Origin of the sequence: Pseudonocardia sp. MH-G8 (genome assembly GCF_002262885.1) — a bacterium.
GTDB lineage: Bacteria > Actinomycetota > Actinomycetes > Mycobacteriales > Pseudonocardiaceae > Pseudonocardia.
On sequence record NZ_NKYF01000026.1, the window covers coordinates 115318 to 139049 of the forward strand.

Here is a 23732-nt window from a genome sequence, read left to right on the forward strand (position 1 = left end):
GGGGCCGGGTCGAGCGGAGGAGCATCGTCGACCACGCGTGGTCGCCACGTGGGACGGGCAGGATGCGGGGTGGCAGCCGTCGGCCACGGGACCAGGGGAGTGGGATCTCGAGCTCGGCCCGCTGATCCGAGCGCTGCGTGCACCGGCAATCGCGGCGGGCCTCCCAGACACTGCCGACGATCAGGGCCGGCGCGGGTACGTATGGCACTGCTCGGCCCGCGTTGCCGCGCAGGATCGCGTGCTCTCCGATAGCGAGTGGGCGCAGGTCGCGCGCGACCTGCTGCACGGCGCCGGCGTCGTGTCCCGCGGTGACAAGGGCGGGTCGCGGTGGGTGGCGATACGGCACGCGGATGATCACATCCACATCGCCGTGGTGCTGGTGCGCCAGGACACGGGGCGGCGGTTCTGGCCGCACCGGGACTACCCGAAGTTGCGGGCGGCCGCGCGGGAGATCGAGCAGCAGCTGGGCCTGACGCTCACGGCAGCCGCCGACGGCACCGCCGCCCGTGCTCCGGTCCGTGGGGAGGTGGAGAAGGCGGCGCGCCGCGGGCAGGTCCCGGCGCGGCCGGAGCTGGTGCGCGCGGTGACCGCGGCCGCGGTCACCGCTCATGACGTGTCCTCGTTCGAGGCGGCGTTGCGTTCGGCGGGGTATCTGGTGGAGGTCCGGTACGGGCCGTCGGGGGATGCGCTGGGGTACAAGGTGGCCCGGCCCGGCGATCGGACCGCTGCCGGCTACCCCGTCTACTACTCCGGCAGCAAGCTCGCGGTCGACCTGTCGATGCCTCGCCTGCAGCAGCGGTGGGCTGGAGTCTCGGGCGCGGCGGCTGCCTCCGCGGATGTCCTGGCGGAGGCGCGGTACGGCGTGGACCGCGGGCGCCGGGCGGTCGCCGGCGCGCGGAATGGGCGGCTGGACGTGGACGCCGATGAGATCGCGCACGCCACGCAGGACGTGTTGATGGCCGTGTGTGGGTTCGAGCTCGCGGGCCGTGATCTGGGCGCGGCCGCGGATCGGTTCGAGCGGGCGGCGCGGATCCCGGACCGGCGGGTGGGGGAGCCGAGCGGGGCCAGCACCGGCCTGCGGTGGGCGGCTCGGCAACTGATCCGTCACCGCAGGGTGTTGCGCCAGGACGAGGTCGCGGCTGGGGTCGCGCTCGCGGTCGCGTTGGCTGCCCTGCTGCAGGAGATCGCAGCTTGGCAGCGTGAGCGCGGGCGGGTGCACCAGGCAGCCGCAGCCGAAGCCTCAGGCGAAGCGGTCCGCAACTGGACGTCGGCATGGCCACCCCCGACCCTCTCGACGCCGTTGTCGCAGCTGACTGGCGTTGACCACGCACCAGGCGCGCGGGAGCCACGGACCCGGACAGGTCGGGAGCGAGGCTCGCGTCAGCCGCGGGTCTGAGCTCCGGCGGGGCGATGCGGGGAGGCAGAGTGGTGCACGAGCGGCAGTCCGTGGGGGTCGTGCTCACGCTGCACGGCGTTCAGGACTTCGCGGTCGTCGCCCACCATCCGGGCACCGCGGAGGCGACGGTGAGTGTGCGGGTGGGGCGCATGTTGCTCTACATCCACGACCGCCCGACGGCGCGCGTGTTCGCGGCGACGTGGCGTCGATTCGGTAAGGATGCAATGCGGTTGCCGAGGGAGTCGGGCCGCCCGCGGGTGCCGCCGGTGCAGCAGACCAGTCGGGGCAGCGCGGAAACGGCTGTTCTGATTGACGCGAGTGACGCACCGCCGTCGTCGGGACAGATGCTGCGTCCTGCGGGCCTGCCGTGTTCGTTGCGGGTCCAGCTTGAGCGGGTGGTGTTCGACGTTCGCGATATCGGTGCGTACGCGTCGATGCGTCGCGCGTTCGTCGATGCCGAAGCCCTTGCGGGCTCCGTCCTGCCTGAACCGGATCGCGCGTCGGCGGCCCGGCGGGCGGCATTCGAACGCGCAGCACAGGCGCTTCCGACCCACTCCCGGCCGCGTCGGGCGGATCTGACATCGCGTCGGAACGCAGCGCCCGGGCCGGTTGGGCGTGCGCCCCGACTCGGAGAGGCATGGAAGCGATGAGCACGGACTATCCGTTGATGACGTTGCCCAGCTACGAGCTGTATCAGCTGGCGCACATCGCGACCTTCCTCGCCGAGGCGCTCGCGCGGCACCGCCGGGCCGGGCACCGGTCCGAGCGAGACGCCGCTCTTCGTGATATCGCGGGCGGCCGCACGGCCTACGAGAACGCGCTCGGGGTCACGACGCCGTCCGGTCAGTTGCCCGGCCCGATCGACGCGGCCACGTACAAGGCCGCCAGCGAAATGGTTGAGCGAGGACCGCGCGAGGCGCATGTGGTGTCGCTCGAAGCGACGGGGCGCAGCGGATGGGCCGTCGTGGGACGGGTACCGGGCATCGGGCCGGTCGGCGCGGTCGTTCCCGACGAGCCCACGGCGAACGCCCTGCGTCAGCACCTGCTGACCCAGCCCGCGGGCGAGCTGGCGCCGTGGTCGGTGCGGGACCGAGCTGTCCGGATGCCGAAGCTGCCGCGTCGGGTCGACTTGGCCGCGTTTGTCGAGAACCTCGACCCGCGCCGGCTGAGCTCACGGGCGGTTGTCCGGCACCTGCGCGGTGTGGACCGGCGCACCGACGCCGCGATCCGCGGCCGCTTCGCCGGCATCGATCTCGACGCCCCGCTCGTGGTGACTCCGTCCACACCACAAGCTGCATCTCCGGCGAAGGAACCGGCGGCTCAATCGGTCGGGGCCACGGCTCCGAGCGCAGCGGCAGACTCGACACCGCAGGCGGGTTCGTCTCGACCTCCCGCACCTCGGCAGGGACGCTCTGCAGGTCAGGAGACGCCGGCTCGGCCGGTGGTCGCGTCGCGCCACGTCTGCGGCCTCGGGGCTCAGCCGACCAGCGGCGCGGCAAAGGCGCCGACGACCAACGCCGGCCCGTAGGGCACGGTGTCGCCGCGCCCATGGCCCGCGGCCGTGAACAGCACGACCGTGACGCACAGCAGCGCGGTGGCACAGACCAGCCCTGCGAGGGGGAGCGGGGGATCGAGGACCGCGAGCAGGCCTGCGAGGCTCGGGAGCAGCTTGATGTCACCCCAGCCGAGGACCTCGCCGTGGGCGGCCTTCATCACCAGCGCCACGACCAACACGAGTGCTGCGACGGCTGCTGCCGACCCGGCCTGCGAGGCTCCCGCATCGATCGCGGTCAGCGCGGTACCGACGGCAAAGGTCGCCGTCAGCGTGTTGGGGAGGCGGCGCTCGTCGAGATCGACGAGGGCGGCCGCGGTGCCCACGGCGATCAACGGTGCCAGGGTCGCACGGCCGCAGGCCGCGACCAGCAGACCCACCAGGACCGTGACGGCGACCGTCTCCAGCCTGGTGCTGGTGCGCGGCGCGGCGCGTGTCGCAGACGCGAGTTGGAGTGTGACCGGACCGAAGGCCACACCACTCACCGCAGCCAGAGCTGCCGCCGCAAGGGCGCTCACATTCGTCGTCGGGGGCCGTGCGGCAGCAGTTCGTTGAGCACGGCGAAGGTCTCGGGTGGGAGCTCCTCGGGCACGTCGAAGCCGCGCGCGTCGAGCAGGATCGCGGCGTAGCGCTCCATTTCGGAGGGCCGGTCTTCGGCGTGCGCGATGCGCATCAGGTCGGTCAGGGGGCGGTCGAAGACGACGTCGACGTCCACGGTTCTCGCGATCTCGGCGGCCCAGCGGGCGAGTGCGAGGTCGCCGGCGGCCAGGGCGATGTCGACGAGCTCGTGCGCGGCGTCGACGAGGAAGCCGGGAATCTGCAGGTCGTGGCGTTGGTCGTGGTTGTTCAGCCAGGCGTAGCCGCCCGGGCGCAAGGCGCTGAGGACGGGGCCGCGGATCAGTCCGAGCGCGGCTTCGTAGTCGTCGACCGCTCCGTCGTGGCCGGCGGCGTGTCGTGCCTGGGCGCGTTTCCGGAGGCGGCGGAACAGGTCCCAGTCCAGCAGGTGTCCGCGCAGCCGGTAGGTGTTGTCGCTCTGCATGTCGCTGACGAAGGCGCGCTCCGGGTCGCCGTCGAGGCCGCGTCCGGCCCAGCGGCGGGCGCCGTAGAAGGCGTGCCGGACGGTGGCGGGGTCGATCTTGTGGCCGTCGGGCCAGAGGTCGGTCATCGCGGTCTGCATGGTGACGCCGAGGGGGTGCAGGCTGAGGTAGACGAGCACTTCGGTGAACCAGCTGGGCCGCACCGATGGGAACTGGCCCGGCGCGCGGACGACCGGCTCGCCGAGGATGCCGACGAGCGGGACGTCGGGTGGGCCCTCGGATGACCACCGTGCGAGATCACGGTCGAGGTCGGGGTCCTGCTGCTCGACGATCGTCAGTCGCCGCGCGGCTTGGGGATCGGGCGGCGGCGTCACCGCTGCCACCGGTCGCTCGTCGAGCGTCCCGTCTTCGCACATTCCGTCGGCCCACGTCTCGGGCGCGACAGCGGGTCCTGCGGGCACGTCGAGTTGCGCGGTCGGCGCGAGAATCTCGGCCAGGCCGGCGCCGGTGCTTCCGGACATGTTCTCGGCCGACCAGTGCTCCTCGCCGACCTCGGGCATCAGCAGCTGACCTCCATCGGTGACGTGCAGTTCGTGGCCGGCGAGCGCGATGCCGGCGGTGACGACCGCGACGGGCGCGCGTCGCGTCCCGCCGATCTCCCCGGCGAGGTCGGCGAGTCCGGTGCGTTCCTCGTCGGTCGCCGGGCCGGTCGCGAGCAGCACGACCGGCAGCCACGCGTCGGGTGCGACCCCGTCGAGACGCCCGTGCAGCAGCGACGGCACGCCCAGCTGCGCGAGGGTCTCGCGTGCCGCGCGCAAGCGCGCGCGGATCTCGGTGAGGCCGGCGGCGACATCGGGAAGTACCTGCAGCCGTTCCAGGTTGAGCGGGGCGAGCTCGGCGCCGAACCCGACGAGCAGGACCTCGCAGTCCTCGCTCCACCTGCTGTTCGCCAACTCGGCTGCGACGTGCCGCAGGAGGCCTGTGGCCAGCCCCAGGTTCCCCGTCACGTGGGCGACGCCGAGCTCTTCGAGATCGACGAGCAGCGTCTGCTCGTCGGCGCCGGTCGCGACCGAGACGAGCGTGGGGAACGGTGCGCAGTACCCACCGGCGTCCTCAGCCTCGAGCGGCAGGTCTGCCGTCGCGGGAACCGACCAGGTCCACTCCGCGAGCGGCTCAAAGGGCTCGGGCAGCGAAGCGTGCGCGGCGAGCGAGACCACGGCGTGCTCGGAATCGAGGACGGCTGTTCGCAGCGGCGGAGCGTCGGTACCGGCCCAATCGCTGAGCGCGAGGCCGCGCAGCGCCGCGTCCAGGACGCTGGCGTCGACGGTCGGCTCGCTGGCCGCGGCGATCCACTCGGCGTGCCCCGCCTCGTCGCCCGGCACGGCGATCCGGTGGTACGGCCGCCGGGCGCGCAACTGGCGGCGCCTCCGCAGAGCCAGTGCGGCCACCAGTCCGGCGACGACGAGTGACGATGACCCCAGCACGATCGCGGCGGCCGCACCATCGTCTGCTTCGGGATCAGCAGGTGGATGCGCTTCGGCCGTTGGTGCCGCGGTGTGCGCTTCCGTCGGCCCCTGCTCGTGTCGGGGACTTGCTGGTGCTGTGGTCGTCGGAGGTGACAGCGGTTCAGGCGGGGGCGCTTCATCGGGGATCGGCGCGGGTTCGGGCGGCGGCTGCTGTTCCGGTACGGGATCCGCCGATGGCGGAGGCTGAGTCTGCGCGGGGAGCACGAGGGTCCAGCCGGGCCGGATCAGCTCGGGATCGTTGAGCCGTTGGCCGTCGAGCTGGAGGCGACCGCGGTTCTCCTCGAACACCTCGTCGGCGCGGTTCGGATCGCCCAGGTGCTGTGCGGCGATCTCGGTGAGCGTGTCGCCGGGACCGACGATGGCGACGTGTCCGTCGGAGCCGGGGCCTGGGACCGCGTCGGCTGGCAGCTCCAGCAGCCAGCCGGTCCGCAGCAGAGCCGCTTCGGTCAGCCGTTCGCCGTCGGGTTGTTCGCGACCCGAGTTGAGCTCGTAGATCTCGCGCCAGCGCAGCGGGTCGCCGAGGGTTTTCTCCGCGATCCGCCAGAGCGTGTCCCGTGGTTGTACCTCGTACTCTGGCCCCTCTGCCCGCCTCTCGCTCGGTGCAGTGTCCGAGGTGCCGTGCGAAGGGGCGGCGCTCGTCAACGGATTGGCAGGTGCGGCCGATGCAGTGGCCGAACCGGCGGATAGCAGCGCTCCCACGAGGACGGCGGCGAGCGCGCGGCTCATCCCCAGACCGGGCAGCTCGACGCGGGTTGTGGGCTGTCGCCGCAGCACACCGAGGAACTCGGCGATCAGTGAGAGGGTCAGCTGCAGCCACAGGGCGACGCCGATGAGCAGGAGGAACCCGAGGAACAAGCGACCGTCGTCCGGAAGAGCCAGCATCGCGAGGAGCTCGGCAGGCGAGGGCCGTGGGGCAGGGAACGCCGCCCTGGCCACCAGCCAGAGCAGAACCGGGACGCCCGCGACGATCCCGAGGATCGCGGCTGCAGCGAACGTCGCTCGAATCAGTCGCCCGACAGCCATCACGGTGCCCCTCCGGGGAGAACGGGAACGAGGACCGCTTCAGCGGACCCACGGCTGGTGAGTTCGTCCTGTCCGGCGAGGCCCAGTAGGACCGTCGGCCGACGCACCGCGACCTCGACGCGGATGCGGTCAGGAGCGGCGATGATCACCTCGCCGTCGACGCCGGCGGCGAGGAGATACCGACGGGCGGATTCCGCAGCCGCTGCCGCGTCGACGGCAGCGACTCCATGAATCAACGCCCTCGGGTCGAGGTCCTGGCCCGCTGCCCGCGCGGCTTCCTCGGCGAGGGCATCGGCTTGGGCCACGCCTTGTGCCGCGCGGACACCGTCGATGGCGAGCCCGACGACGAGCAACATCGCCAGCACGCTGATGGCCATCGGCACGCTGACCGAACCGCCGCCGCGCTCCCCGTTCATGTCCGCTCCCGGTACCGGTCGATCGGGCTGGCGAAGTCGGCCGTGACCTCTCGGCCCCCGCGAAGTCCTGGCAGTCCGAGATCGGACCAGCGGACGGCACAGGTCACGCGGGCGCGTATGACTGCGTGCACACCGATCGGCGCGGACGGAGGCTCGGCCTCGACCGCGACGTCGAGGTGGTCGCACGCGAGGCCCTGCCCTTCGAGCACCCGGCGGCTCTCTTCCTCTGCCGCGGCCTGGCCTGTCGTGAGGTCCCGCTGGACGGAGGCAAGCCGTGCGGCGGATCGGGCCGCATGGTCGACTGCAGACTCCGCGGCGGCCAGCCGTCCCGCTGCCATCGCGAAGGCGAGCAGCAGCCCGACGACCACCGCCAGGATCGCGGCCTCGGTGGCCGGGCCACCTCCTCGCTCCGCGTCAGCGACGATCCTCATGGGGTCACGCGCTCCACCGCTCCCACCGCTTCCTTCGAGACGTGGAGGGCTACGCCGGGCACCAGCGACAGCGCGTCGCCGCTGACGCGCACGCGGAGCACACCTGTCGCCTGATCGAGTTCGGCCGCAACTTCAGCGGATCCGAGACTGGTGCCGGCGGCTCGCCGCAGGAACGCCTCCGCGTCGCGTCGCGCATCAGCCGCGGAGGTCGCGTGGTGGTAGCGCCCTGCCCGGAGGCCGTCCTCGGCGGCGGTGAGCGCGAGTTGTCCCGCGTAGAAGACGAGCGCGACCTGGACCACCGCGGAGATCATCAGAAGCATCGCGAGCCACAGCAGCGCCATCTCCACGCTCGTGGAGCCTCCGCGTTCGGACGCATCCAGGCGCAGGAGTTGCACGGCCATCAGCCGGCAATCAACTCGGCGCGGCTACTCGTCGAGCGCTCCGAGCTTCTTGGCGATGAAGGCGCCCACTCCGGCGGCGATCGCGCCCGCGACCACGGCGCCTCCGGAGATGTGGAAGCCCTCGTCGGTATTGCGTCCGCCCCCACGCTCGTCGACCGGGCCGAGTCGCTGCTGCAGCCAGAGCAGGAGGTTCGTGAGGTGCATGTTCGTCGTGGTCCACATGGCGTGTCCTCTCCTCAGATCGTCAGCAGTGCGACACCGGCCGGGTACAGGACCCAGGCGGAGATCAGGAAGACCTGCAGGGCACCTGGCGTGCTCATCTGGCCGCTGGCGCGGTGCGCATCGGCGTGCTCGTCGGCGCGCAGCTCGTCCTGCAGGCTGTCCGCGCGGGCGAGCAGCGTGTCGATGACAGCGCCGCCGTCCTGGCCGGCGGTGGCGGCGATCGTCGACAGGTCGGCGAGCTCGTCGATCTCGACGCGCTCGCCAAACTGCCGCAGCCCTTCCCACGGCATGCGGCCGCTGCGGGCGGCGTCGTCGAGTTCGTCGCGGATGCGGCGCATCGCCCAGCCATCGGCCAGGAGCTGGGCGGGGATCGACAGCGCGGTCGCCACGCCGGCGCCGCCACGTCGCAGCAAGCTCACCTGCTGCAGGTACGCGACCAGGGCGTGCCGGAGCTCGTCACGCGCGGCGTCGGCGCGGTCGCCGACCTGCCGCCCGTAGGCACTCCACCCGACGGCTGCTCCGACGATCGTGAAGCCGACCGGGACGACGATGTGCAGCCCGACGTCGAGCACGGCCAGGAGCGCGGCGAGCACCGGACCCGACGAGCCGTACATCGCTGCGGCGCGGAGTCTCCCGAGCAGGAACCGCTCCCGGGTCCATCCCAGAAGGGCGAGGTCCGCGGTCGGCACCCGTCCCGGCAGGTGCCGCAGGAGTGCGGTGCGGCGACGGCTCGAGCTGGCTCGCATCAGCGGGGTGCGTTCATCGAGGGCTACGAGGGCATCGCCGAGCAGGGGGTGGCCGCGGCGGAAGGCCGACATGCACAGGGCCGCTGCGACGCCGAGCGCCGTGCCGGCGACGATGCTCACGATGAGGACGTGGCCCATCACCGCGCTCCGGAACCGAGGAACCGGGGAGCGAGGCGGCCGAGGGCCAGACGCCGCATCCAGACGAGCAGCGCGAGGGTGCTCGCGAGCAGCACCGCCATCACCAGCTGGCCGGTCGGGCTGCTGTAGGGCGCGGCGAACGAGGGCACCAGTGCCAGCAGCACGAGGACACCGGCCTGGATGACCAGCAGCATCTTGATCGATTGACGTGACTCGGCACGGGCGGCCTCGATGTCGCGGCGAGCGCGGACATCACGGGCCAGCCCGTCGGCGAGCTGGCGCAGCACCCGCGCGACACCCACGCTCTGCTGGTGCAGCGCGAGCATGACGGCCGCAGCCACGGCGTCGCCGTCGCGGTCGTCGAGTGCGTCGGCGAACTCCCGCAGGGCTGTCGTCGGGTTCGTCCCTTCGTCGGCCAGGCGGCGGGCGAGCGCTGCCACCGGTCGCTCGATGGCGTTGTCGACGTGTGGGGCGGTGACCCGGATGGCTTGCGCGAGTCCGACCGCGCCGCCGCCGACGAGGGTGTCGGCCATCCGTCGGCACCACGCTTCGAGCGCCTCCGACCGCTTGATCCGATCCTGGGCGGCCTTCGCCGAGCCGAGCAGCCATGGCGACCACACGCCGACCGCGACAACGGCCACGCCGACGACAGGCCACTCGGTGACCAGCCAGACCACGACTCCCCCCGCCACCCACGCCAGCCACCGGATGCGGTCCTGCGCCGTGCCTCGGTCCGGCGTCCGCGCGCTCGCCACGATCGAGGTGACGCGCCGACGCCACCGCGACGGTGCCGCGTCACCGGTCGGCAATCCGAGGACGACCAGCAGGACACCGATCAGCGAGAAGGCGCCCGCGGCAGCGGCGAGGGCGCTCACCAGGCTCGCCGCCCCGGCTCGGACCACTGGTCGACATCGGGGCGATGCAGGAACGTGAGCGGCACGCCCGACTCGTCGAACGCATCCCGTCGTTGCGGCAACATCTGGAACCGGCCCCGCGGATCCGCGCCTCCGGACGGCGCCGCGAAGATCCTGTTCAGGGCGATGGCACCTACCTCGTTGACGTCGGTCACCTCGGCGATCTCCGCGACGAACCGACGGGCACCCCCGAGCGCCGGGTGGGTCATGTGCCGCATGTGCACGACGTAGTCGATGCCTGTGGCAGCGAGGCGGGTGATGTAGCTGTCCGAGCAGTTCGGACCGGCCCCCTCCAACGCAGCCACGATGAGCCGCTCGAGGGCGTCACCGGCGGAGCTCGCGTGCAGCGTGCACATCGAGCCGGGCATCCCCGCGGTCATGGCCTTGAGCATCGGCAACGCCTCCGGGCCCCGGACCTCGCCGACCACGACGCGCGTGACCGACATCCGAAGCGTCTGGTGCAGCAGTTGCGACAACGACACCTCGCCGGCTCGCGTCCCGGTGGAGGAATCGGTCTCCGTCGAGCCGGGACGGGCCTGCATCGCGTAGAGAAGTGCGGGCGCCCGCGGCAACCGGTGCAGATCGAGCTCGTACTCGGTCTCCAGCGTTGCGAACCGCTCATCGGGAGAGATTTCACGAGCGAGCGCGCGCAGCAGCGTCGTCTTCCCGACCGACGGCGGTCCCGTGATCAGTACGTTCCGTCGGGCCTGGACGAGCGCCCGCAGGAACAGCATGATGCCGACCGAGATCGTGCCGACCTGCAGCAGGTTGTCGAGGGTGACGTCGACGAGCCTGTGGCGTCGGATCGTCACCGTCGGGCGGGGAACGACATCACGAAGGGCCGCCAGCCGCGAGCCGTCGGGGAGCTGCATGTTGAGCATCGGTTGTGCTGAGGAGAACGCGCGCTCCGACGCCCCGTGGTGCGCAGCGATGTACTGCAGCTGCGCGATCAGCTCGTCGTCGGAATCGGCGACGGGCTCAGCTGCGCGTCGCACCGCCCCGTCGCGCAGACGCAGCAGCGGGGCCTCGCTGCCGGTGATGTGGATGTCCTCGACGTCGGGCAGGTCGAGGAGAGCCTGCAGGCGGCCGAGGCCCCAGATGGTTTTCTCGACCGCCCGGGCTACATGCGCCTCGTCGGCGCGACTCAGCGGCGAACTGCCGACCGTCATCCGGCGACGGGTCTCGGAGGCGAGCTCGTCCTCGATCCATCCGCGGATCAGCTGGCGCTGATCCGACGCGGTGAGCGCGGCGCGCCGCGGATGATCACTCAACTGCTCGAGAACAGTGGCCCGGATGCGATCGACGACACCGCGATCGGCCGGAGCGCCTGGCCGGGCAGCCTGGCCCGTGGTCACGACGCTGCCTGAGCGGGTGGTGCGGCGCGCGCAATTCGACGTGCCTCGCGCTGCAGTGCGCTGCGCCGGAAGCCGGGGCCCGGTTCGCGTCCTCCGGCCCAGACGCGCGCAGCGCGCGGGTCGAGTGGAAGCTGGCCGAGCAGGGGTACCTGGCAGGCCGCGGCGATGTCGCTCGCGGGGTACGGCCGGCCGGCACCGACGACGAGGAGGCCCAACGCCGCCGTCGACGGCAGCACCTCCTCGCGGAGGAGAGCGGTGAGCCTCGCGGCGGATCGCGCCGCGGGCAACGTCGACCACGTGACCACCACGACGTGGTGGCTGGCCTGCAACAGCGGGGTGATGCCGCCGCTGGCCAGGAAGCGACCCCCATCGCACAGAACGTCGACGTCACCGAGGGCGCGGAACGCGCCTGACAGCTGTGCCCAGGGGACGGCGGCCGCCTGGCCCGGTCGCCCCAGTCCACCCAGTACCGCCGGCCCGTGCTCGACCCGTACCGCCATCCGCTGCAGCAGGTGACCCACCGGCTCGTGGCGGGCCTGGACAACCAGCTCCAGGACGGTCGAGCCCGGCGGCCAACTACCGCGGCCCAGGCCCGCCGCGATGTCGCCGCCGGAAGGGTCTGCGTCGACGACGAACGCCTCGCGGGGCCATTCGGCGGCCAACGCGAGCGTGGCCGTCGTGACACCAGGACTGTTCTTGGCCGAGACGAAGGTGATCAGCATCGGTCATCCCCGTCCGACGAGGACGAGCACCGTGCGCTCGTCGCCCGCGGCCCGCGCGAGGCTCGGCACGATCCCTTCGGGCACGAGCAGATCGACGGTCCGTCGGCCCGAGACGTCTGGGCTTCCCACAGCCAGGACGAGTGCCCGCACGCTGGAAGCAGTGTCGTCGAGGCGAACCACCAGCACCTCGTCGCGAACGGTCAGCGGGGTGGTCGGTACCTGCCCCGGCCCGACGGCGATGCCGATCACTGCGTCCCCTGGCGCGGGAAGCGGATCTGCGCGCAGGGCGTCGGGTGGAAGCACCTGTCCGGCGAAGAGGTCGGTGGCGGCGGGCCGGCCGACGACCGTGTCAACATCGCTCCAGGCGATGCTGCTGAGTCCGGATCCCGTCGGGAGCGGCGCCGGTCGGACGTCCAGGTTGGAGATCACCTGGCCGAACGGCACGGGCCGCGCCAGTGCCACGACCGTGACGTGCCGGGTGGCCTCCTGGTAGGCGAACCAGCCGAGCAGGGCACCGACGATGCCGAGCAAGGCACCCAGCACCAGTAGCCGGGAATAGCGGCGTCGGCGCAGACGTGGCGGAGCGAGCTGCTCGTCGACGCCGGACCGGGGCATGGTCGACGGCCTCATCCGCCGCCCCCGTCCACCAGAACCTGGACCTCACCCACGGCGAGGGGTTGCTCTGCGGTGAGCAGCACGGTCTGTCCACCGCTGACAGGGGTTCCGCCCGACGCTCCGGTCCAGTCGACCTGCCAGATTCCCGTGGCGACGACCGGCCAGCGTCCGGTGCCGCCAGTGCGTTCCGGCAACGAGCGCAGCTCATAGGTGTAGCCGCAGTCCGGTGACGGCTCGGGCTGGCCGGTCCACGGCGTGCCGGTGCCGGGACACCGGACCTCCGCGCCCGGCGGGCCCATCGTCCACTCGACCGCGACGAGCCGCGCAGTCGCAGTGACTTGCGAAGCTCCTGCCGTCGCCGTGGCGGACAACGGCCCTGTTCCCTGCGGACCAGGGTCGATCCACAGCCAGACGGGCACGCCGACGAACGCGAGGTCGGAGACAGACATCCGCACTGCGGGAGCGGGAAGGTCGAGTGTCTCGATCGCCCGCTGCGCGAGCACGGTCGGCGATACGGCCGGAGGGACGAGGTCCTGGGGCGGGGTGAACTCGACCTCGCCGACGGGCTCGCCGGCCTCACCGCCGTCCGGCTGTGGCGCGCCCGCCGGTGGTGCCTGGCCGCCCTGCGCCGACGAGCCTGGGGGAGCAGACGAACGGTCCTGGTCGCGGCGCCCGGGCGAGGGGCGTTCGCGCTCACGCTCGGGCTCACGCGCTCGCGGGCCGCCGGGGCGGGCGGGATCAGCGGCCTCGATGAGACAACGTCCTGCCCCGTCGACGACTTTGCAGCCCCCGCCGTCGGGCGGGGCGTCAGCAGCTGTCGGGACCGGCAGCACAGCAAGGCCCAGGGCGAGCAGCGACACCGTCAGCACGGCTCGTCCACCGCCGGCGTGGTCTGCTCGACGAGCCAGCGGTCGCCGTCGCGCACGACCTGTGCCCGCAGCCGGAACCTCTGCAGCTGGTTCTCGAGGTCGTCGAGCGTCGCGCCGCTCGCATCGATCAGTCGCGAGTCACCCAGATCGACGCAGTCGAGCACGGTGACGCTGTCCGGCGTCCCGCGGTCTACCACCGGCGACCGCGAGATCGTCCCCACCGTTCTGGCGGGAATGCTCGCGTAGTTCTCGACGTCGATGAGTGCCGTCTCGAGCGCCTGGCCACGGGAGACCGCTTCGAGCTCTGGGCGCCAGTCATGCTCCGTGGGAGCCGCGCGGGCCGCGTCGGACACCTCCCAGAACGTCCGGTACGCCGCGAGGGCCGCGTCGTGCGGCGACGGCAGCGATCGTGGGGGAGGAGGCGAGGGCGCAGGTGGCGGCGGGGGCGGCGTGGTGCCACAGCTCGCGACCACGAGTGCGGTAGCCATGACCCCGCACAGCATCGCGAGGCGATCCCGTGCCTTCACCCCGATCCACCTCCTCGTCGTGCCGTCGATGGTGGTGCGGTCCGTGGTCTCTGCGTGGTCGCGAGCGTGGTCGTCCCGTGGCTGGCGCTGTGAGCTCTGCGATCCGGTGTGTTCTGGCCTACCAGACCGATTGGCGGGTTCGTGGCGTTTTCGAAGAACTCCTCGGATCCGCGGGCTGACCACGTGGCCGTCGCTCTGCCCGGGGATGGTCGCTGGCGCTGTCCGACCGACGGAGGCGCGAATGCCTGGTTCAGCGCGCGAGCGCTACCTCTTGCACATGGCACTGCGGATCGCCGAGGACGGGACGCGTGTCTTCCCGCTCCGGCCCCGCAACAAGGTGCCGGCGCTCGAGGAGGGGTGGCCGTCCCTCGCGACGCGGGACCCCGCGCAATTGCGCACGTGGTGGCGTGCACGGCCCTACAACATCGGCGTCGTGACGGGAGGGCCGTCCGGCCTCCTCGTCGTCGATCTTGACGCCCCGGCCCGCATCGGTGAGCAGCACGGACGGCAGGTGCTGGCCGATCTCGCTCGCGACGCCGGCGAGGCGATTCCCTGCGACACCCGCATCGTGAACACGCCCAGTGGCGGTCAGCACCTGTACTTCCGACTCCCGGAGGACGTGGAGCTGCGCAACACCGCGGGCTTTCTGGGTGCGCACATCGACACGCGCGCGTCCGGCGGGTACGTCGTCGGGCCTGGCTCGATCGTGGCCAAGGGGCGCTATCGCCTGGTGGTCGCAGCCGACCCGCAACCTGTTCCTGCCTGGCTGCTCGAACGCCTCCGCCCGCCTACACCGAGCTATCGGCCGGCGGGACCGGTGCGCGGTGCCCGTACTCGGTCCGCGTACGTCACGGCGGCCGTGCGAGGCGAGGTCGAGCGGGTAGCCGCAGCCGCGGTCGGTACCCGCAACCACGCCCTGTTCCGTGCCGCCGCGCGGCTCGGCACATTCGTCGCGGAGGGCACGCTCGCCGAGGCCGAAGCGTGGCGCGTGCTGCGCGGGGCGGCGGAGGGACATCTCGGCGTCGATGGATTCGGCGTCACGGAGATCGAGCGCACGATCCGGTCCGGATTCCACCGGGCAACGCGCGACGCCGGTTTCGGGCCGCACAGACAGACCGCCGTAGGCCGCGCCGGGCTGGTGCGATGACGATGTCGGATCGTCGCACCACCACGTCCTCGGCGTCCGAGCGCGCGGCCCGGGTCGAGCGGTTGAACGCCAAGCTCGCCGGCGCCGTGCAGGACCTGACCTGCGGCGAGCAGTGGATGGCCATGCTGCGAACGGCAGCTGCCTTCCACGATTACAGCCCGCGCAACGTGCTGCTGCTGTGGATGCAGGCCCAGGAAAGGGACGTCGTACTCACCCAGGTCGCCGGCTACACGACGTGGCGCCGGCTCGGCCGATCGGTGCGTGCCGGCGAACGAGGCTTCGCGGTGCTCGCCCCTGTCACGCGACGCCTCTCGGAGGACGACAAGGCGAAGGACGCGGCTCCGCTCCCCGGCGGGCGTCGGATGGTCGGCGTGCGGGTGGCGCACGTGTTCGACATCGCGCAGACGGTCGGGAAGCCGTTGCCCGCGCCGCTGCCTCCGGCCGTCCTGCACGGGGCCGATCTGGGTCTCTGGAAGCCACTTGCGCGCCTCGTCGATCAACACGGCTACGAGCTGCGCCGGTCACCTGAGCTGGGTGACGTGCAGGGGTGGACGGATCATCGAGATCGCGTCGTATCGGTACGTCCCGACATCGAGGGCGCTCAGGCGACCGCGGTACTGGCCCACGAGGTCGCACACATCCGCGCCGACCACGAGCATCGCCCGATCAGCCGCGCTCAGCGGGAGACGGAGGCCGAGTCCGCCGCTCATGTCGTGCTCACCGCGCGCGGTCTCGACACCTCCGTCCTCGCGGTGCCCTACGTCGCCGGTTGGAGCCGCGGCGACCCGAGAGTGATCGCCGAGGCCGCGGAGACCGTGCACAAGGTGGCCGCCGGCATGCTGGCCGACATCGAGCCATTCGTGGACAAGGCCGAGCCAGACGCGTCGGCGCCCGCGGCCCGACGGAATGACCTCGACCGACAGGGTGCGACGCATCCTCCGGCGTCGAGAACCGGCCCTGCCCTCTCGCTGTAGCACCGCGGAGTTGTCCACAGCCGCATGCAGCAACGAGTCGCGGGCCGTGCTGGCGCAGGCATCCTGCCGTCGTGCGCGCTGTCCTCATCGCCGTGGCGGCGATCCTGCTCATGACCGGTTGTTCGCGCACGTCCGCTGTCGTCGCGAGGGCCGAGCAGGCGGGTTGCCTTTCCGTCGTCGCCGAGTACCAGCGCGATGCGACCCGGACTGTGCTGTCTTTGAGTGCGCGGGAGTGCCGCCGGGAAGGTGACGACGCGCTGCTGCCTGCCGCGGACGCTCTCGATGTCCTGCAACGGCTTGCGTGGCAGGCGCGTGCGGCACCGTTCGACACGATCTACGCGACCGTCTACCGCGTCGCAGAGGCTCCTGATGTTCTCAGGTCGTCGGCCGTTGAGACGGACCGAGCTACGGCTACCTCGCGCTGGGGTTCACGGTCAGCCGATCTTGCCAGCGACTCCTGGCCGGCTGGACGTTCTGATATTCGTTGGGTGCTGCTCTTCGGCGCTGCAGCGGTTGGCTGGCTCGTTGTCATGGTGGCCGTCTTCAAGGAAGTGAGAGCCGGACGCATCGTAATCGTCTACTTCATGCGCTGATCGGCGGTTGATCCTCGCTGCAAGAACCCGACCTCGATCGCCAGTAGACGCGGCACCGCGTCACGGTCATCGGTCCCGATGAGGGCCGCTTGAACGCCGAGCACATCGGGCCGACGACGTCTGCGATCGCAATCCAGTGCTCGCTGACTGACCGCGGGACGTCGCTTGGTCCCGGTCGTCGTCCCGCTGCCGATGCCGGGACCGCCTACGCGTTCAGTCGAAGCGACGGTTCCCGGTTGCGCGGTCGACTGCACCGACGACCGCCATGGCGCACGCGGCCACGTCCTGCGGCACATCCCGGTAGCCGCGTCCCACCGCGTCGACAAGCGCGGCGAGGCTGGTGCTGACGTCGCCGCGCCGTACGTCGACGTGCATGTCATGCGATGCGACCTGGCGGAGGACGTCGGCCGGTCTCGGAGAGGGCGCGCGCGACGGAGAGCGCTGCCGCGTCGCGGCGCTCGTCGCCGTAGTACGGCGTACACATGCCCGATGCTCCCTGGGTTGAGGTGGCGGCCGAGCCCTTCCCCGGCTCGGCCGCGGACGGGAACTTACCCCGAGCCGAACATGTGTTCGAGTCGCTGTGGACTATTTCACCCGGTTGCGGTCGGTCCGCGCCGTCACGTCAATCGGTCATGGCGAGGGAGTGCGGCGGACCACAGGGACTACCGAGGAGCCCATTGCGGCCAAGCTGCCCCGAGGCTCCAGTAGATCAAGTAAGCAGACCCCAGGCATGGCCGATGATCAGCAGTCGGTGGCGCTCGCATCTCATCAGCGTTGACGAGTGGGAGTAAACAGAAGGCGCCGTTGCGTAGTCGTCACGGACGGTCCCGCGCAGGCCAGCGGCCTGTGCTTCGCCTACCGTTGACCGGTGGAGGACCTCGGATCGGTGGTGTTGGTGCCGCCGATCCGGCCCATGGCTGCGAAGCCGGCGCATGCCCTGCCTGCGCCCGAGCGGGTCGACCGGTACGCGTTCGAGCCGAAGTTCGACGGCGACTCAACTGAACTCCCCGGGCTGGCCTCGCCGTGGACGCGACTCTGATTCGGCTCCTCCACTTGCACTCAACGCTGCCGGGCAAGCTCGGCGAGGTCGCGAGCAACACCTTCGCCCAGCCCTCGCTAGCCGCCCGGCGTCCGGGCAGGAGCCCGAGCTGGCGCGCGGCGTCCCGGTTCACCCCCGTCCTCGCTGCGCCACCAGTTCACGGGGTAGGCGCGGGCAGCGTTGGCCGACGGGACCGGTGCCCGTAGTCCTGTAGCTCCGGTGCGTACCGCAGGCGGTGATTGGGCGGTAACTCCTCGGTCGATGTGTGCGAAGGAGAGGTGTGGCTCAGGATGTGCTCAGCAAGGGCGCCAACGTCTCACTCCTCCATCGTTCGGCTGTCGACGAGGGCCGGCTGCACGCGGTGGTTCGCTGGTCCGATCCCAGCGAAGCGGCGGCTGATGTCGACGTCGCTGCGCTGCTGCTGGGTCAGGACGGTCGGGTGCGCTCGGATGAGGACTTCGTGTTCTACAACGCGCCGACGGGTGGGGACGGCGCCGTCCGGCTCATGGGCAAGCGGGCGCAGGACGCGGTATCCGAGGATCGGGTGTCGGTGGACCTGGAGGCCCTTCCCCCTGAGATCCGAACCATTGTCATCGTCGCGAGCCTGGACGCGACCGAGGGTGTGGGCTTCGCAGACATCCCCGACCTCACCCTCGACCTGCTCGACGGGGCCGGCGAACCGCGCGTCCGATTCGAGGTCGCCGCCGCCGGCTCGGAGACGGCGATGGTCCTCGGCGAGCTATATCTGCGCGGTGACGAGTGGAAGTTCCGCGCCGTCGGTCAGGGCTGGGACTCCGGCCTCGCCGGCTTGGCCGGCGACTACGGCATCGACGTCGCCGACCCTGCCGATGATGACGCGGATGTCGGTCCTGCTCCTGGCGTCAACGGAGGGGCCGCTCCGGCCGAGTTCGGGGATGCAGTCGCCGTCGGAATCGGCATCCTTCCCGAGAGCCAGACCGGTGCCGATCTCGTCGAGCTGCCCCCGAGCGTGGATGCGGCCGAGGTCAGCGCATCGGCTGCCGTAGACCAGGCTCCCTCGAACGGTGGGCCTTCGACTCAGGCGAGGGCCGCGCGGTCTCGGACGGGGGTGCGGACGCGGAAGAAGCGCGCGACGGCCGCGACTCTTCCGCCGCTGACCTTGGCTGTCGATCCGAGTTGGCAGCCGGCGCGGCTGTTCTCGGTGACGGGTGTGGGCAACACCGACGAGCAGGAGCGCCGGGCGACCTCGACGTTGTTGTCGACGATGATGGCGGTGCGTGATTTCGGTCGGGCGTTGGTCGCGCGGTTCGGCGGTCCTGCGGGATCGATCGAGACGTATCTCGAGGTGCCGTTCACCCTCGACGAGCGAACTTCCATCCCCGACGGCGTCATCCGGGTCGCGCGCGCCGGACGTGTCTGGACCGCCCTGCTCGAGGTTAAGACGGGTACCAGTCCGCTGCGGAACGAGCAGGTCGAGCGCTACCTCGACCTGGCTCGACAGCAGGGCTACGACGCCGTCATCACGCTGTCCAACGATCTCGCCCCGGTCGGGGGGATGCACCCGATCGCGGTGGACGGGCGCAAGCTGCGCAAGGTCGCACTGCACCACATCTCATGGTCAGAGGTGCTGCACGAAGCCCAGATGCAGCTTGCGCATCGCGGGGTGGACGACCGGCTGCAAGCGTGGCTGCTGGCCGAGCTCATCCGCTACCTGGAGCACCCCCGCTCGGGCGCGGCCGGCTTCGACGACATGGGCATGGCATGGGTGCCCATCCGCGAGGCCGTCGCCGCCAACACCCTGCGAGCCACCGACCGCAAGATCGGTGCGGTCACCACCTCGTGGGAGAAGCTCGTCCGACACGTAAGCCTCACGATGACCAGTCAGCTCGGGGTGAACGTCACGCCCGTCCTTCCCCGCAAGCTGGCCCGCGACCACGCCGCACGGGCTCAGGCCGCAGCGGCGGAACTGGCGGCATCAGGAACGCTGTCCGCGACACTGCGCATCCCTGGTGCAGCCGGACCGGTGACCATGGTCGCGGACCTGCGCACCGGACAGATTCGCACCTCCATCGAGGTCGATGCCCCCCGCGAGGGCGGCAGTTCGCGCCGGATCAACTGGATGCTGCGCCAGCTCACCGACGCCCCCGACGCGCTGACCGTCGAAGTGCTCTTCGCCCGCCGCGACCAGACCTCCTGCGAACAGCTGAAAGACGTCCGCGCTAACCTCGCCGTGCTACTGCCCGACGCCGGAGCCGAGTTGCGAGGATTCCGCCTGATGTCCTTGGCACCGATGGGCACCAAACGCAACGGCCTACGCAAGGCCTTCGTTCCCAGCGTCAACGACGCTGTCGAGGCGTTCTACGCGCAGGTCGTACAGGGCCTGCGACCCACCCCGCCCAAGATGTCCGCGGAGGCCGCCGCCGAGGCGATCAATGCCGTCGACCGAGCCGTTGACGCGGGATGACATGTCCTGGTGCGATGATCACGACATAGGTGAGGGTCAGCACGCCTCCCGGCAGAGCGTCGAGCACCCGCGTAACGACTCGCGATTCGCGGTGGAGTTCGATCAATTTCCTGGAGGCTGGCCAGGATGGCGTCGCGCGTTCAAACGGGCGGCCGTCGAGCATGCCCGGTCTCTGCCTGGGGACGATTACAGGCGTCAGGACTCCCCAGGTCACTATGCACACCGGCAGCTCTACTACGCCGTCAAATCTAAGGTGAACGCTGCGGCACACTGCGTTGCTGACGTGGCTGAAGTCGAGCACCGCAACTTGTCGTATTGGCTAGTCAAGCAGCAGGGCTTCCCATGGCGTCGGGACTGCACTATGAACGACTTAATTCGACTTCTTGAGTTCTTACAGTTGCCCGAAACCCTCGATGCGGCACGTTCAGTGCCTCAGTACCCCCCGAGCCGCTTCCACGATTGACGCAGCACCAGGAGCTGCTCGACGTGATCAAGACCGGCGACAGGGCCGGAGTGGGCGGTGTCGGACGTGCTCGGCCGGCACGTGATCCGGCGGCCGAACGCATGGTGCGAGCTGTTCAGAAGCAGGGACCGTATCTCAGGACCGCGCGGTCGAGCCATCGCGACGTCCTCGATATCGCCCGACAGCAACCTGAGCTCGTATAGTGGACTCGGCAGATGTGCTGCCGATACGTACCGGCCGATGGAGTGATCGTCTGGACATGTGCCGACAATGGCGCTCGATCACGCGGACTTCGTCGTCTCGGATGGTCGTGGAGGTCCAGGGGCGAAGTACTTATGCTGTTGTTCCTGGGAGAGGCCGGGTGAGGTGCGGTGGACGGTCTCTACGCCCGAGCGGCCGCATGTTTCGAACCTTGCGACCCCCGGCTTCGATGCCCAGCTGCGAGGTCCTGTTGATCTCGGTCGCCGCCTATTGATATCGGCAGGTACCTATGGTGTCTGAGTCGGCACGTCTTGGTCCGAGCCTGGTCGCCGGACATGTGCGCATCGGCTTCCAGCTACGGATCAAACGCCTGCTTGGGCAGGAGCTGGCGCCGCGGCGATCGCTGCAAGTACCTCTCTTGTGTCGGCGATTCGGTCACATTAGAATCTGAGGTCTCCAGGGTCGAGGGACGGATCAAGTAGGACGGCGCCATGCAGCTTGCGGAACGAGAGATTCTCCGTCTCACGGATAAGTATCGCCGCCTGATGGCGGACAGCTTTTTGCAAGAGCATGCGCTCCGAGCGGTCAGCCTCGAAGAGGTAGCACGAGAAATGCGTGGAATAATCAGCTATAACCGCCTGATTGAATCAACTGAATTTGTTCGACGCGATTGTGTTGCGGCTGTCGCCGACAGGCTATGCGAATACGGCGATGCAAGCGACTTGCTAGATAAGATTAGGCCGGTGAGGGGCGACGACAATGTACTACTTCAGGGCATTCGCGAGTTGGTAGCTCGATTGACTTACCGGCGAGGATACGAGGAGCTTCTTGGAGCCCGAATTGGTGCGTTCAGAGAGGCTCAAATTCACCTCTCGCAAGCTATCGTAGGGCGGTACATGAAGCCGGTATTGTTGGAGACTGTAGCGGCCCGAAAAGAGTCAAGTGTGGCGATTGAACTGAAGCTCGAGCGAACGGAATGGCTGACACGGCCTCAGCTGGACCGCTTCCTACTTGCTCCTTCAATAGTTCAGAGGGTTGACGCGCTCATGGCGAACTCGTCCTCTGCGAGCATCGGCCTTGCCGGCCCCCGGGGTAGTGGCAAAACGACAATACTTCAGTCCTTTTGCCCGGAGACCGGCAGGAGCCCAGATCAGATCACCGTCCGTGCCGACGCTCCGGTTGCATTCGATGCGCGGGACTACTTCCTGACCGTCTTTGCACGGCTTTGTGAAGGTGTCCTTGCGGAGTCGGAGCCAGAGTCTTCTTTGGCAGCTCCCAATGTAAAAGTCGACCGAGACTCGCGCTCCGAAATCCTTCGCAAGGGTACGGTCAAAGCGATCGTTGCAGCAATAGTTGCGCTGGGGGCAGTGGGTGCTGCAGGGGCAGTGGTGATTTTGCACGGGCAAAGCTTCAGTTCACGCTGGATACCGAACGTCAACCTGGCGATGCTTGGTTATTTGTGCGCGGTGATGAGTATAGTACTCGCGTTGTCCGCTTCCATCGTTGTGCAGGCTCAGCAGAGCATCTTCCGTGCTGGTCTGGTTTCAACGGCGCAGCAGCGTGACTTCTCGGAACCTTTGGCAATGGGGGCTGTCTTGTCGGTGCTCCTCAGTTCCGTGTTCTGGTACAAAGCTGTAGCGCCTCAGCACCTTTCACTGACCGTGCCGTGGCTGTCCCCACTTGTAGACCCTGCTCGTATTGCGCCCCTTGTCGCGGTGGCAAGTCTCATGCTTACTGCGTGGGGTGCTATAAATATTGCGCGTCACCAAATGGCAAGTGTTCATCTCATCCGCAAGCGGATGTCTCCTTCCCGGTCGGAAGTTGAGTTGCTCGGTGCACGTGCGTCAAGCTACCTCCGAGAAATCCGATATCAACAGACATATACTGCCACCACGTCTGGACGAATTGCCTCGGGAGGAGGTGGTCTTGTTACGGTCGAAGTCGGAGCGCAGAAACAGGCCTCGGCGGCGCGCCTATCGTGGAGCCTCCCAGAGACTATTGGCGAGCTCCGGAAGTTCCTTGCAGAGTTGGGTCGAGGACGACGAGTTATAGTGGGAATCGACGAGTTAGATAAAATCTCGTCGTCCGCTCAAGCTGTGGAGTTTATCGACTCCATTAAGGTCCTGTTCAATATTCCTGGTGTCTTCTTCATGGTTTCAGTTTCAACAGAAGCGATGATCAGTTTCGAGCGGCGTGGGATACCGTTCCGCGATGCCTTCAACTCGGCTTTCGATGACATGTATCGCCTGCCGTACCTCGGTCAGCGGCAAACCATCCTTCTTCTGCGAGAGCGGGTGATCGATATCCCTTTCTCGTTCGGCGCGGTGTGTCACTCTGCAGCGGGAGGGCTTCCTCGTGAATCAATACGATATGCGTCGAGGCTGTACCTCATGGCAGAGGATGATCGAGAGACCGCTCTTCGCCTCGATGCAGCGTGTCGGAAGTTCTGCTTCGAGGAAGTTCTGGCCGCGTTGAATGCGATCGGTCCGGAGCTTGCTAAGCTCGACGCTGACCCATACGTGCGGCGCGCTCTTCTCTGTTTTGGCGAGACGGCGTCGGCTGCGGAGTCTAGCAGCGAGCTGGGTGCACATTGCCGCAAAATTTATGAGCTCGCGGAGCAGTGTCGTCGAGACGCCAGCGTGGATTCGTCGGCGAAGCAGCAATTGTTGCGGCTACTCGATGAAGCGAACGCTCAGCTTGCGTTCTGGGTAACTGTAACTGACGCGGCGCATTCTCGTTGTGATGGGCAGGCGCTAGACTTTTTTCACATTACGACGTCGCTTTCAGGAGTGCGACGTTCGCCTCACCCCGCGCTCGCGTTGGAGCAGGTTTCTGCGACTCGCGCGGAGCACGGTCTCGATCCGTTGTGGGGTTGAGCATCAGAGCGCTTCCAGCGGCTCGCTTTCCAATGCATCACCGGGTGGGCTGGTGCGCCGAGTTGGATCGTTGTCCCACAGGATCATGAGGCCATCCGCCAGAATG

23 protein-coding genes are annotated in these 23732 nt (G+C 69.4%); 9 read left to right on the forward strand and 14 right to left on the reverse strand.

What is annotated here, in order from left to right:
* The first annotated feature begins 238 nt into the window (after positions 1-238).
* From CFP66_RS37220 to CFP66_RS37230, 3 genes are read left to right on the forward strand one after another with little or no spacing between them, the layout of a single operon-like run.
* Positions 239-1396, forward strand: a complete 1158-nt coding sequence (locus tag CFP66_RS37220; protein ID WP_143517488.1) for a hypothetical protein — start codon at positions 239-241, stop codon at positions 1394-1396.
* Between the two features lie 29 nt (positions 1397-1425).
* Positions 1426-2046 (forward strand): hypothetical protein, encoded by a 621-nt coding sequence (locus CFP66_RS37225; RefSeq protein WP_094930046.1) that lies wholly within the window; start codon positions 1426-1428, stop codon positions 2044-2046.
* A gap of 17 nt (positions 2047-2063) precedes the next feature.
* Positions 2064-2924: a hypothetical protein gene (locus CFP66_RS37230; RefSeq protein ID WP_143517489.1), complete on the forward strand. Its 861-nt coding sequence runs from the start codon at positions 2064-2066 to the stop codon at positions 2922-2924.
* Here CFP66_RS37230 and CFP66_RS47505 read toward each other — a convergent pair.
* The 13 genes from CFP66_RS47505 to CFP66_RS37295 form a co-directional block, all read right to left on the reverse strand.
* Positions 2873-3424, reverse strand: a complete 552-nt coding sequence (locus CFP66_RS47505; RefSeq protein ID WP_158228351.1) for a prepilin peptidase — start codon at positions 3422-3424, stop codon at positions 2873-2875. The genes CFP66_RS37230 and CFP66_RS47505 overlap by 52 nt on opposite strands.
* Positions 3425-3462: 38 nt before the next feature.
* Positions 3463-6534, reverse strand: coding sequence for a LysM peptidoglycan-binding domain-containing protein (locus CFP66_RS37240; RefSeq protein WP_094930048.1), 3072 nt, complete (start codon positions 6532-6534; stop codon positions 3463-3465).
* The gene (locus tag CFP66_RS37245) at positions 6534-6950 is read right to left on the reverse strand and encodes a pilus assembly protein TadG-related protein (RefSeq protein WP_094930049.1); all 417 of its coding nucleotides are present in this window, start codon (positions 6948-6950) and stop codon (positions 6534-6536) included. The genes CFP66_RS37240 and CFP66_RS37245 overlap by 1 nt, the downstream gene beginning before the upstream one ends.
* On the reverse strand, positions 6947-7381 hold the full coding sequence (locus CFP66_RS37250; RefSeq protein WP_094930050.1) for a TadE/TadG family type IV pilus assembly protein: 435 nt from the start codon (positions 7379-7381) through the stop codon (positions 6947-6949). The genes CFP66_RS37245 and CFP66_RS37250 overlap by 4 nt, the downstream gene beginning before the upstream one ends.
* Entirely contained in the window at positions 7378-7728 is a 351-nt protein-coding gene (locus tag CFP66_RS37255) for a pilus assembly protein (RefSeq protein WP_158228352.1), read from the reverse strand. The genes CFP66_RS37250 and CFP66_RS37255 overlap by 4 nt, the downstream gene beginning before the upstream one ends.
* 78 nt (positions 7729-7806) lie before the next feature.
* On the reverse strand, positions 7807-8004 hold the full coding sequence (locus CFP66_RS37260; RefSeq protein WP_094930052.1) for a hypothetical protein: 198 nt from the start codon (positions 8002-8004) through the stop codon (positions 7807-7809).
* 14 nt (positions 8005-8018) lie between these two features.
* A complete protein-coding gene (locus CFP66_RS37265) occupies positions 8019-8888 on the reverse strand; it encodes a type II secretion system F family protein (protein WP_094930053.1) in 870 nt (289 codons plus the stop codon).
* On the reverse strand, positions 8888-9763 hold the full coding sequence (locus tag CFP66_RS37270) for a type II secretion system F family protein (protein ID WP_143517490.1): 876 nt from the start codon (positions 9761-9763) through the stop codon (positions 8888-8890). Before CFP66_RS37270 ends, CFP66_RS37265 begins: the two co-directional genes overlap by 1 nt.
* Positions 9760-11073, reverse strand: coding sequence for a CpaF family protein (locus tag CFP66_RS37275; RefSeq protein WP_143517491.1), 1314 nt, complete (start codon positions 11071-11073; stop codon positions 9760-9762). The genes CFP66_RS37270 and CFP66_RS37275 overlap by 4 nt, the downstream gene beginning before the upstream one ends.
* A gap of 80 nt (positions 11074-11153) precedes the next feature.
* Positions 11154-11879, reverse strand: coding sequence for a hypothetical protein (locus CFP66_RS37280; protein ID WP_094930056.1), 726 nt, complete (start codon positions 11877-11879; stop codon positions 11154-11156).
* 3 nt (positions 11880-11882) lie between these two features.
* Positions 11883-12494, reverse strand: coding sequence for an SAF domain-containing protein (locus CFP66_RS37285; RefSeq protein WP_158228353.1), 612 nt, complete (start codon positions 12492-12494; stop codon positions 11883-11885).
* A gap of 11 nt (positions 12495-12505) precedes the next feature.
* Positions 12506-13363 (reverse strand): hypothetical protein, encoded by an 858-nt coding sequence (locus CFP66_RS47510; protein ID WP_143517492.1) that lies wholly within the window; start codon positions 13361-13363, stop codon positions 12506-12508.
* Entirely contained in the window at positions 13357-13716 is a 360-nt protein-coding gene (locus tag CFP66_RS37295) for a hypothetical protein (protein WP_094930059.1), read from the reverse strand. The genes CFP66_RS47510 and CFP66_RS37295 overlap by 7 nt, the downstream gene beginning before the upstream one ends.
* A gap of 451 nt (positions 13717-14167) precedes the next feature.
* Between CFP66_RS37295 and CFP66_RS37300 the strand changes: the two genes are divergently transcribed.
* The 3 genes from CFP66_RS37300 (at position 14168) to CFP66_RS37310 (ending at position 16604) form a co-directional block, all read left to right on the forward strand.
* Entirely contained in the window at positions 14168-15037 is an 870-nt protein-coding gene (locus CFP66_RS37300; RefSeq protein ID WP_094930060.1) for a bifunctional DNA primase/polymerase, read from the forward strand.
* A 2-nt stretch (positions 15038-15039) separates the two neighbouring features.
* The gene (locus CFP66_RS37305; protein WP_158228354.1) at positions 15040-16011 is read left to right on the forward strand and encodes an ArdC family protein; all 972 of its coding nucleotides are present in this window, start codon (positions 15040-15042) and stop codon (positions 16009-16011) included.
* Positions 16012-16082: 71 nt separating this feature from the next.
* On the forward strand, positions 16083-16604 hold the full coding sequence (locus CFP66_RS37310) for a hypothetical protein (protein ID WP_094930062.1): 522 nt from the start codon (positions 16083-16085) through the stop codon (positions 16602-16604).
* A gap of 213 nt (positions 16605-16817) precedes the next feature.
* On the opposite strand, the gene CFP66_RS48225 is transcribed toward CFP66_RS37310, so the two are convergent.
* Positions 16818-16979: a hypothetical protein gene (locus CFP66_RS48225; RefSeq protein ID WP_158228355.1), complete on the reverse strand. Its 162-nt coding sequence runs from the start codon at positions 16977-16979 to the stop codon at positions 16818-16820.
* A 493-nt stretch (positions 16980-17472) separates the two neighbouring features.
* Here CFP66_RS48225 and CFP66_RS48230 point away from each other — a divergent pair, with 493 nt between their 5' ends.
* The 3 genes from CFP66_RS48230 (at position 17473) to CFP66_RS47515 (ending at position 23626) form a co-directional block, all read left to right on the forward strand.
* A complete protein-coding gene (locus CFP66_RS48230; protein ID WP_158228356.1) occupies positions 17473-17643 on the forward strand; it encodes a hypothetical protein in 171 nt (56 codons plus the stop codon).
* 280 nt (positions 17644-17923) lie between these two features.
* Positions 17924-20086 (forward strand): TerD family protein, encoded by a 2163-nt coding sequence (locus CFP66_RS37315; protein WP_158228357.1) that lies wholly within the window; start codon positions 17924-17926, stop codon positions 20084-20086.
* 1155 nt (positions 20087-21241) lie between these two features.
* Complete coding sequence (locus tag CFP66_RS47515; RefSeq protein ID WP_143517493.1) at positions 21242-23626, forward strand: P-loop NTPase fold protein; 2385 nt, start codon at positions 21242-21244, stop codon at positions 23624-23626.
* Positions 23627-23732 lie beyond the last annotated feature (106 nt).

Excerpts from the sequence above, each read along its gene's own strand:
- CFP66_RS47515 (WP_143517493.1), top strand. The coding sequence starts at position 21,242 with ATGCAGCTTGCGGAACGAGAGATTCTCCGTCTCACGGATAAGTATCGC.
- CFP66_RS37280 (WP_094930056.1), bottom strand. The coding sequence starts at position 11,879 with ATGCTGATCACCTTCGTCTCGGCCAAGAACAGTCCTGGTGTCACGACG.
- CFP66_RS37240 (WP_094930048.1), bottom strand. The coding sequence starts at position 6,534 with ATGGCTGTCGGGCGACTGATTCGAGCGACGTTCGCTGCAGCCGCGATC.
- CFP66_RS37260 (WP_094930052.1), bottom strand. The coding sequence starts at position 8,004 with ATGTGGACCACGACGAACATGCACCTCACGAACCTCCTGCTCTGGCTG.
- CFP66_RS37285 (WP_158228353.1), bottom strand. The coding sequence starts at position 12,494 with ATGCCCCGGTCCGGCGTCGACGAGCAGCTCGCTCCGCCACGTCTGCGC.
- CFP66_RS37305 (WP_158228354.1), top strand. The coding sequence starts at position 15,040 with ATGTCGGATCGTCGCACCACCACGTCCTCGGCGTCCGAGCGCGCGGCC.
- CFP66_RS37250 (WP_094930050.1), bottom strand. The coding sequence starts at position 7,381 with ATGAGGATCGTCGCTGACGCGGAGCGAGGAGGTGGCCCGGCCACCGAG.
- CFP66_RS37300 (WP_094930060.1), top strand. The coding sequence starts at position 14,168 with ATGGCACTGCGGATCGCCGAGGACGGGACGCGTGTCTTCCCGCTCCGG.
- CFP66_RS37230 (WP_143517489.1), top strand. The coding sequence starts at position 2,064 with ATGACGTTGCCCAGCTACGAGCTGTATCAGCTGGCGCACATCGCGACC.
- CFP66_RS48225 (WP_158228355.1), bottom strand. The coding sequence starts at position 16,979 with ATGCACGTCGACGTACGGCGCGGCGACGTCAGCACCAGCCTCGCCGCG.
- CFP66_RS37265 (WP_094930053.1), bottom strand. The coding sequence starts at position 8,888 with ATGGGCCACGTCCTCATCGTGAGCATCGTCGCCGGCACGGCGCTCGGC.
- CFP66_RS37245 (WP_094930049.1), bottom strand. The coding sequence starts at position 6,950 with ATGAACGGGGAGCGCGGCGGCGGTTCGGTCAGCGTGCCGATGGCCATC.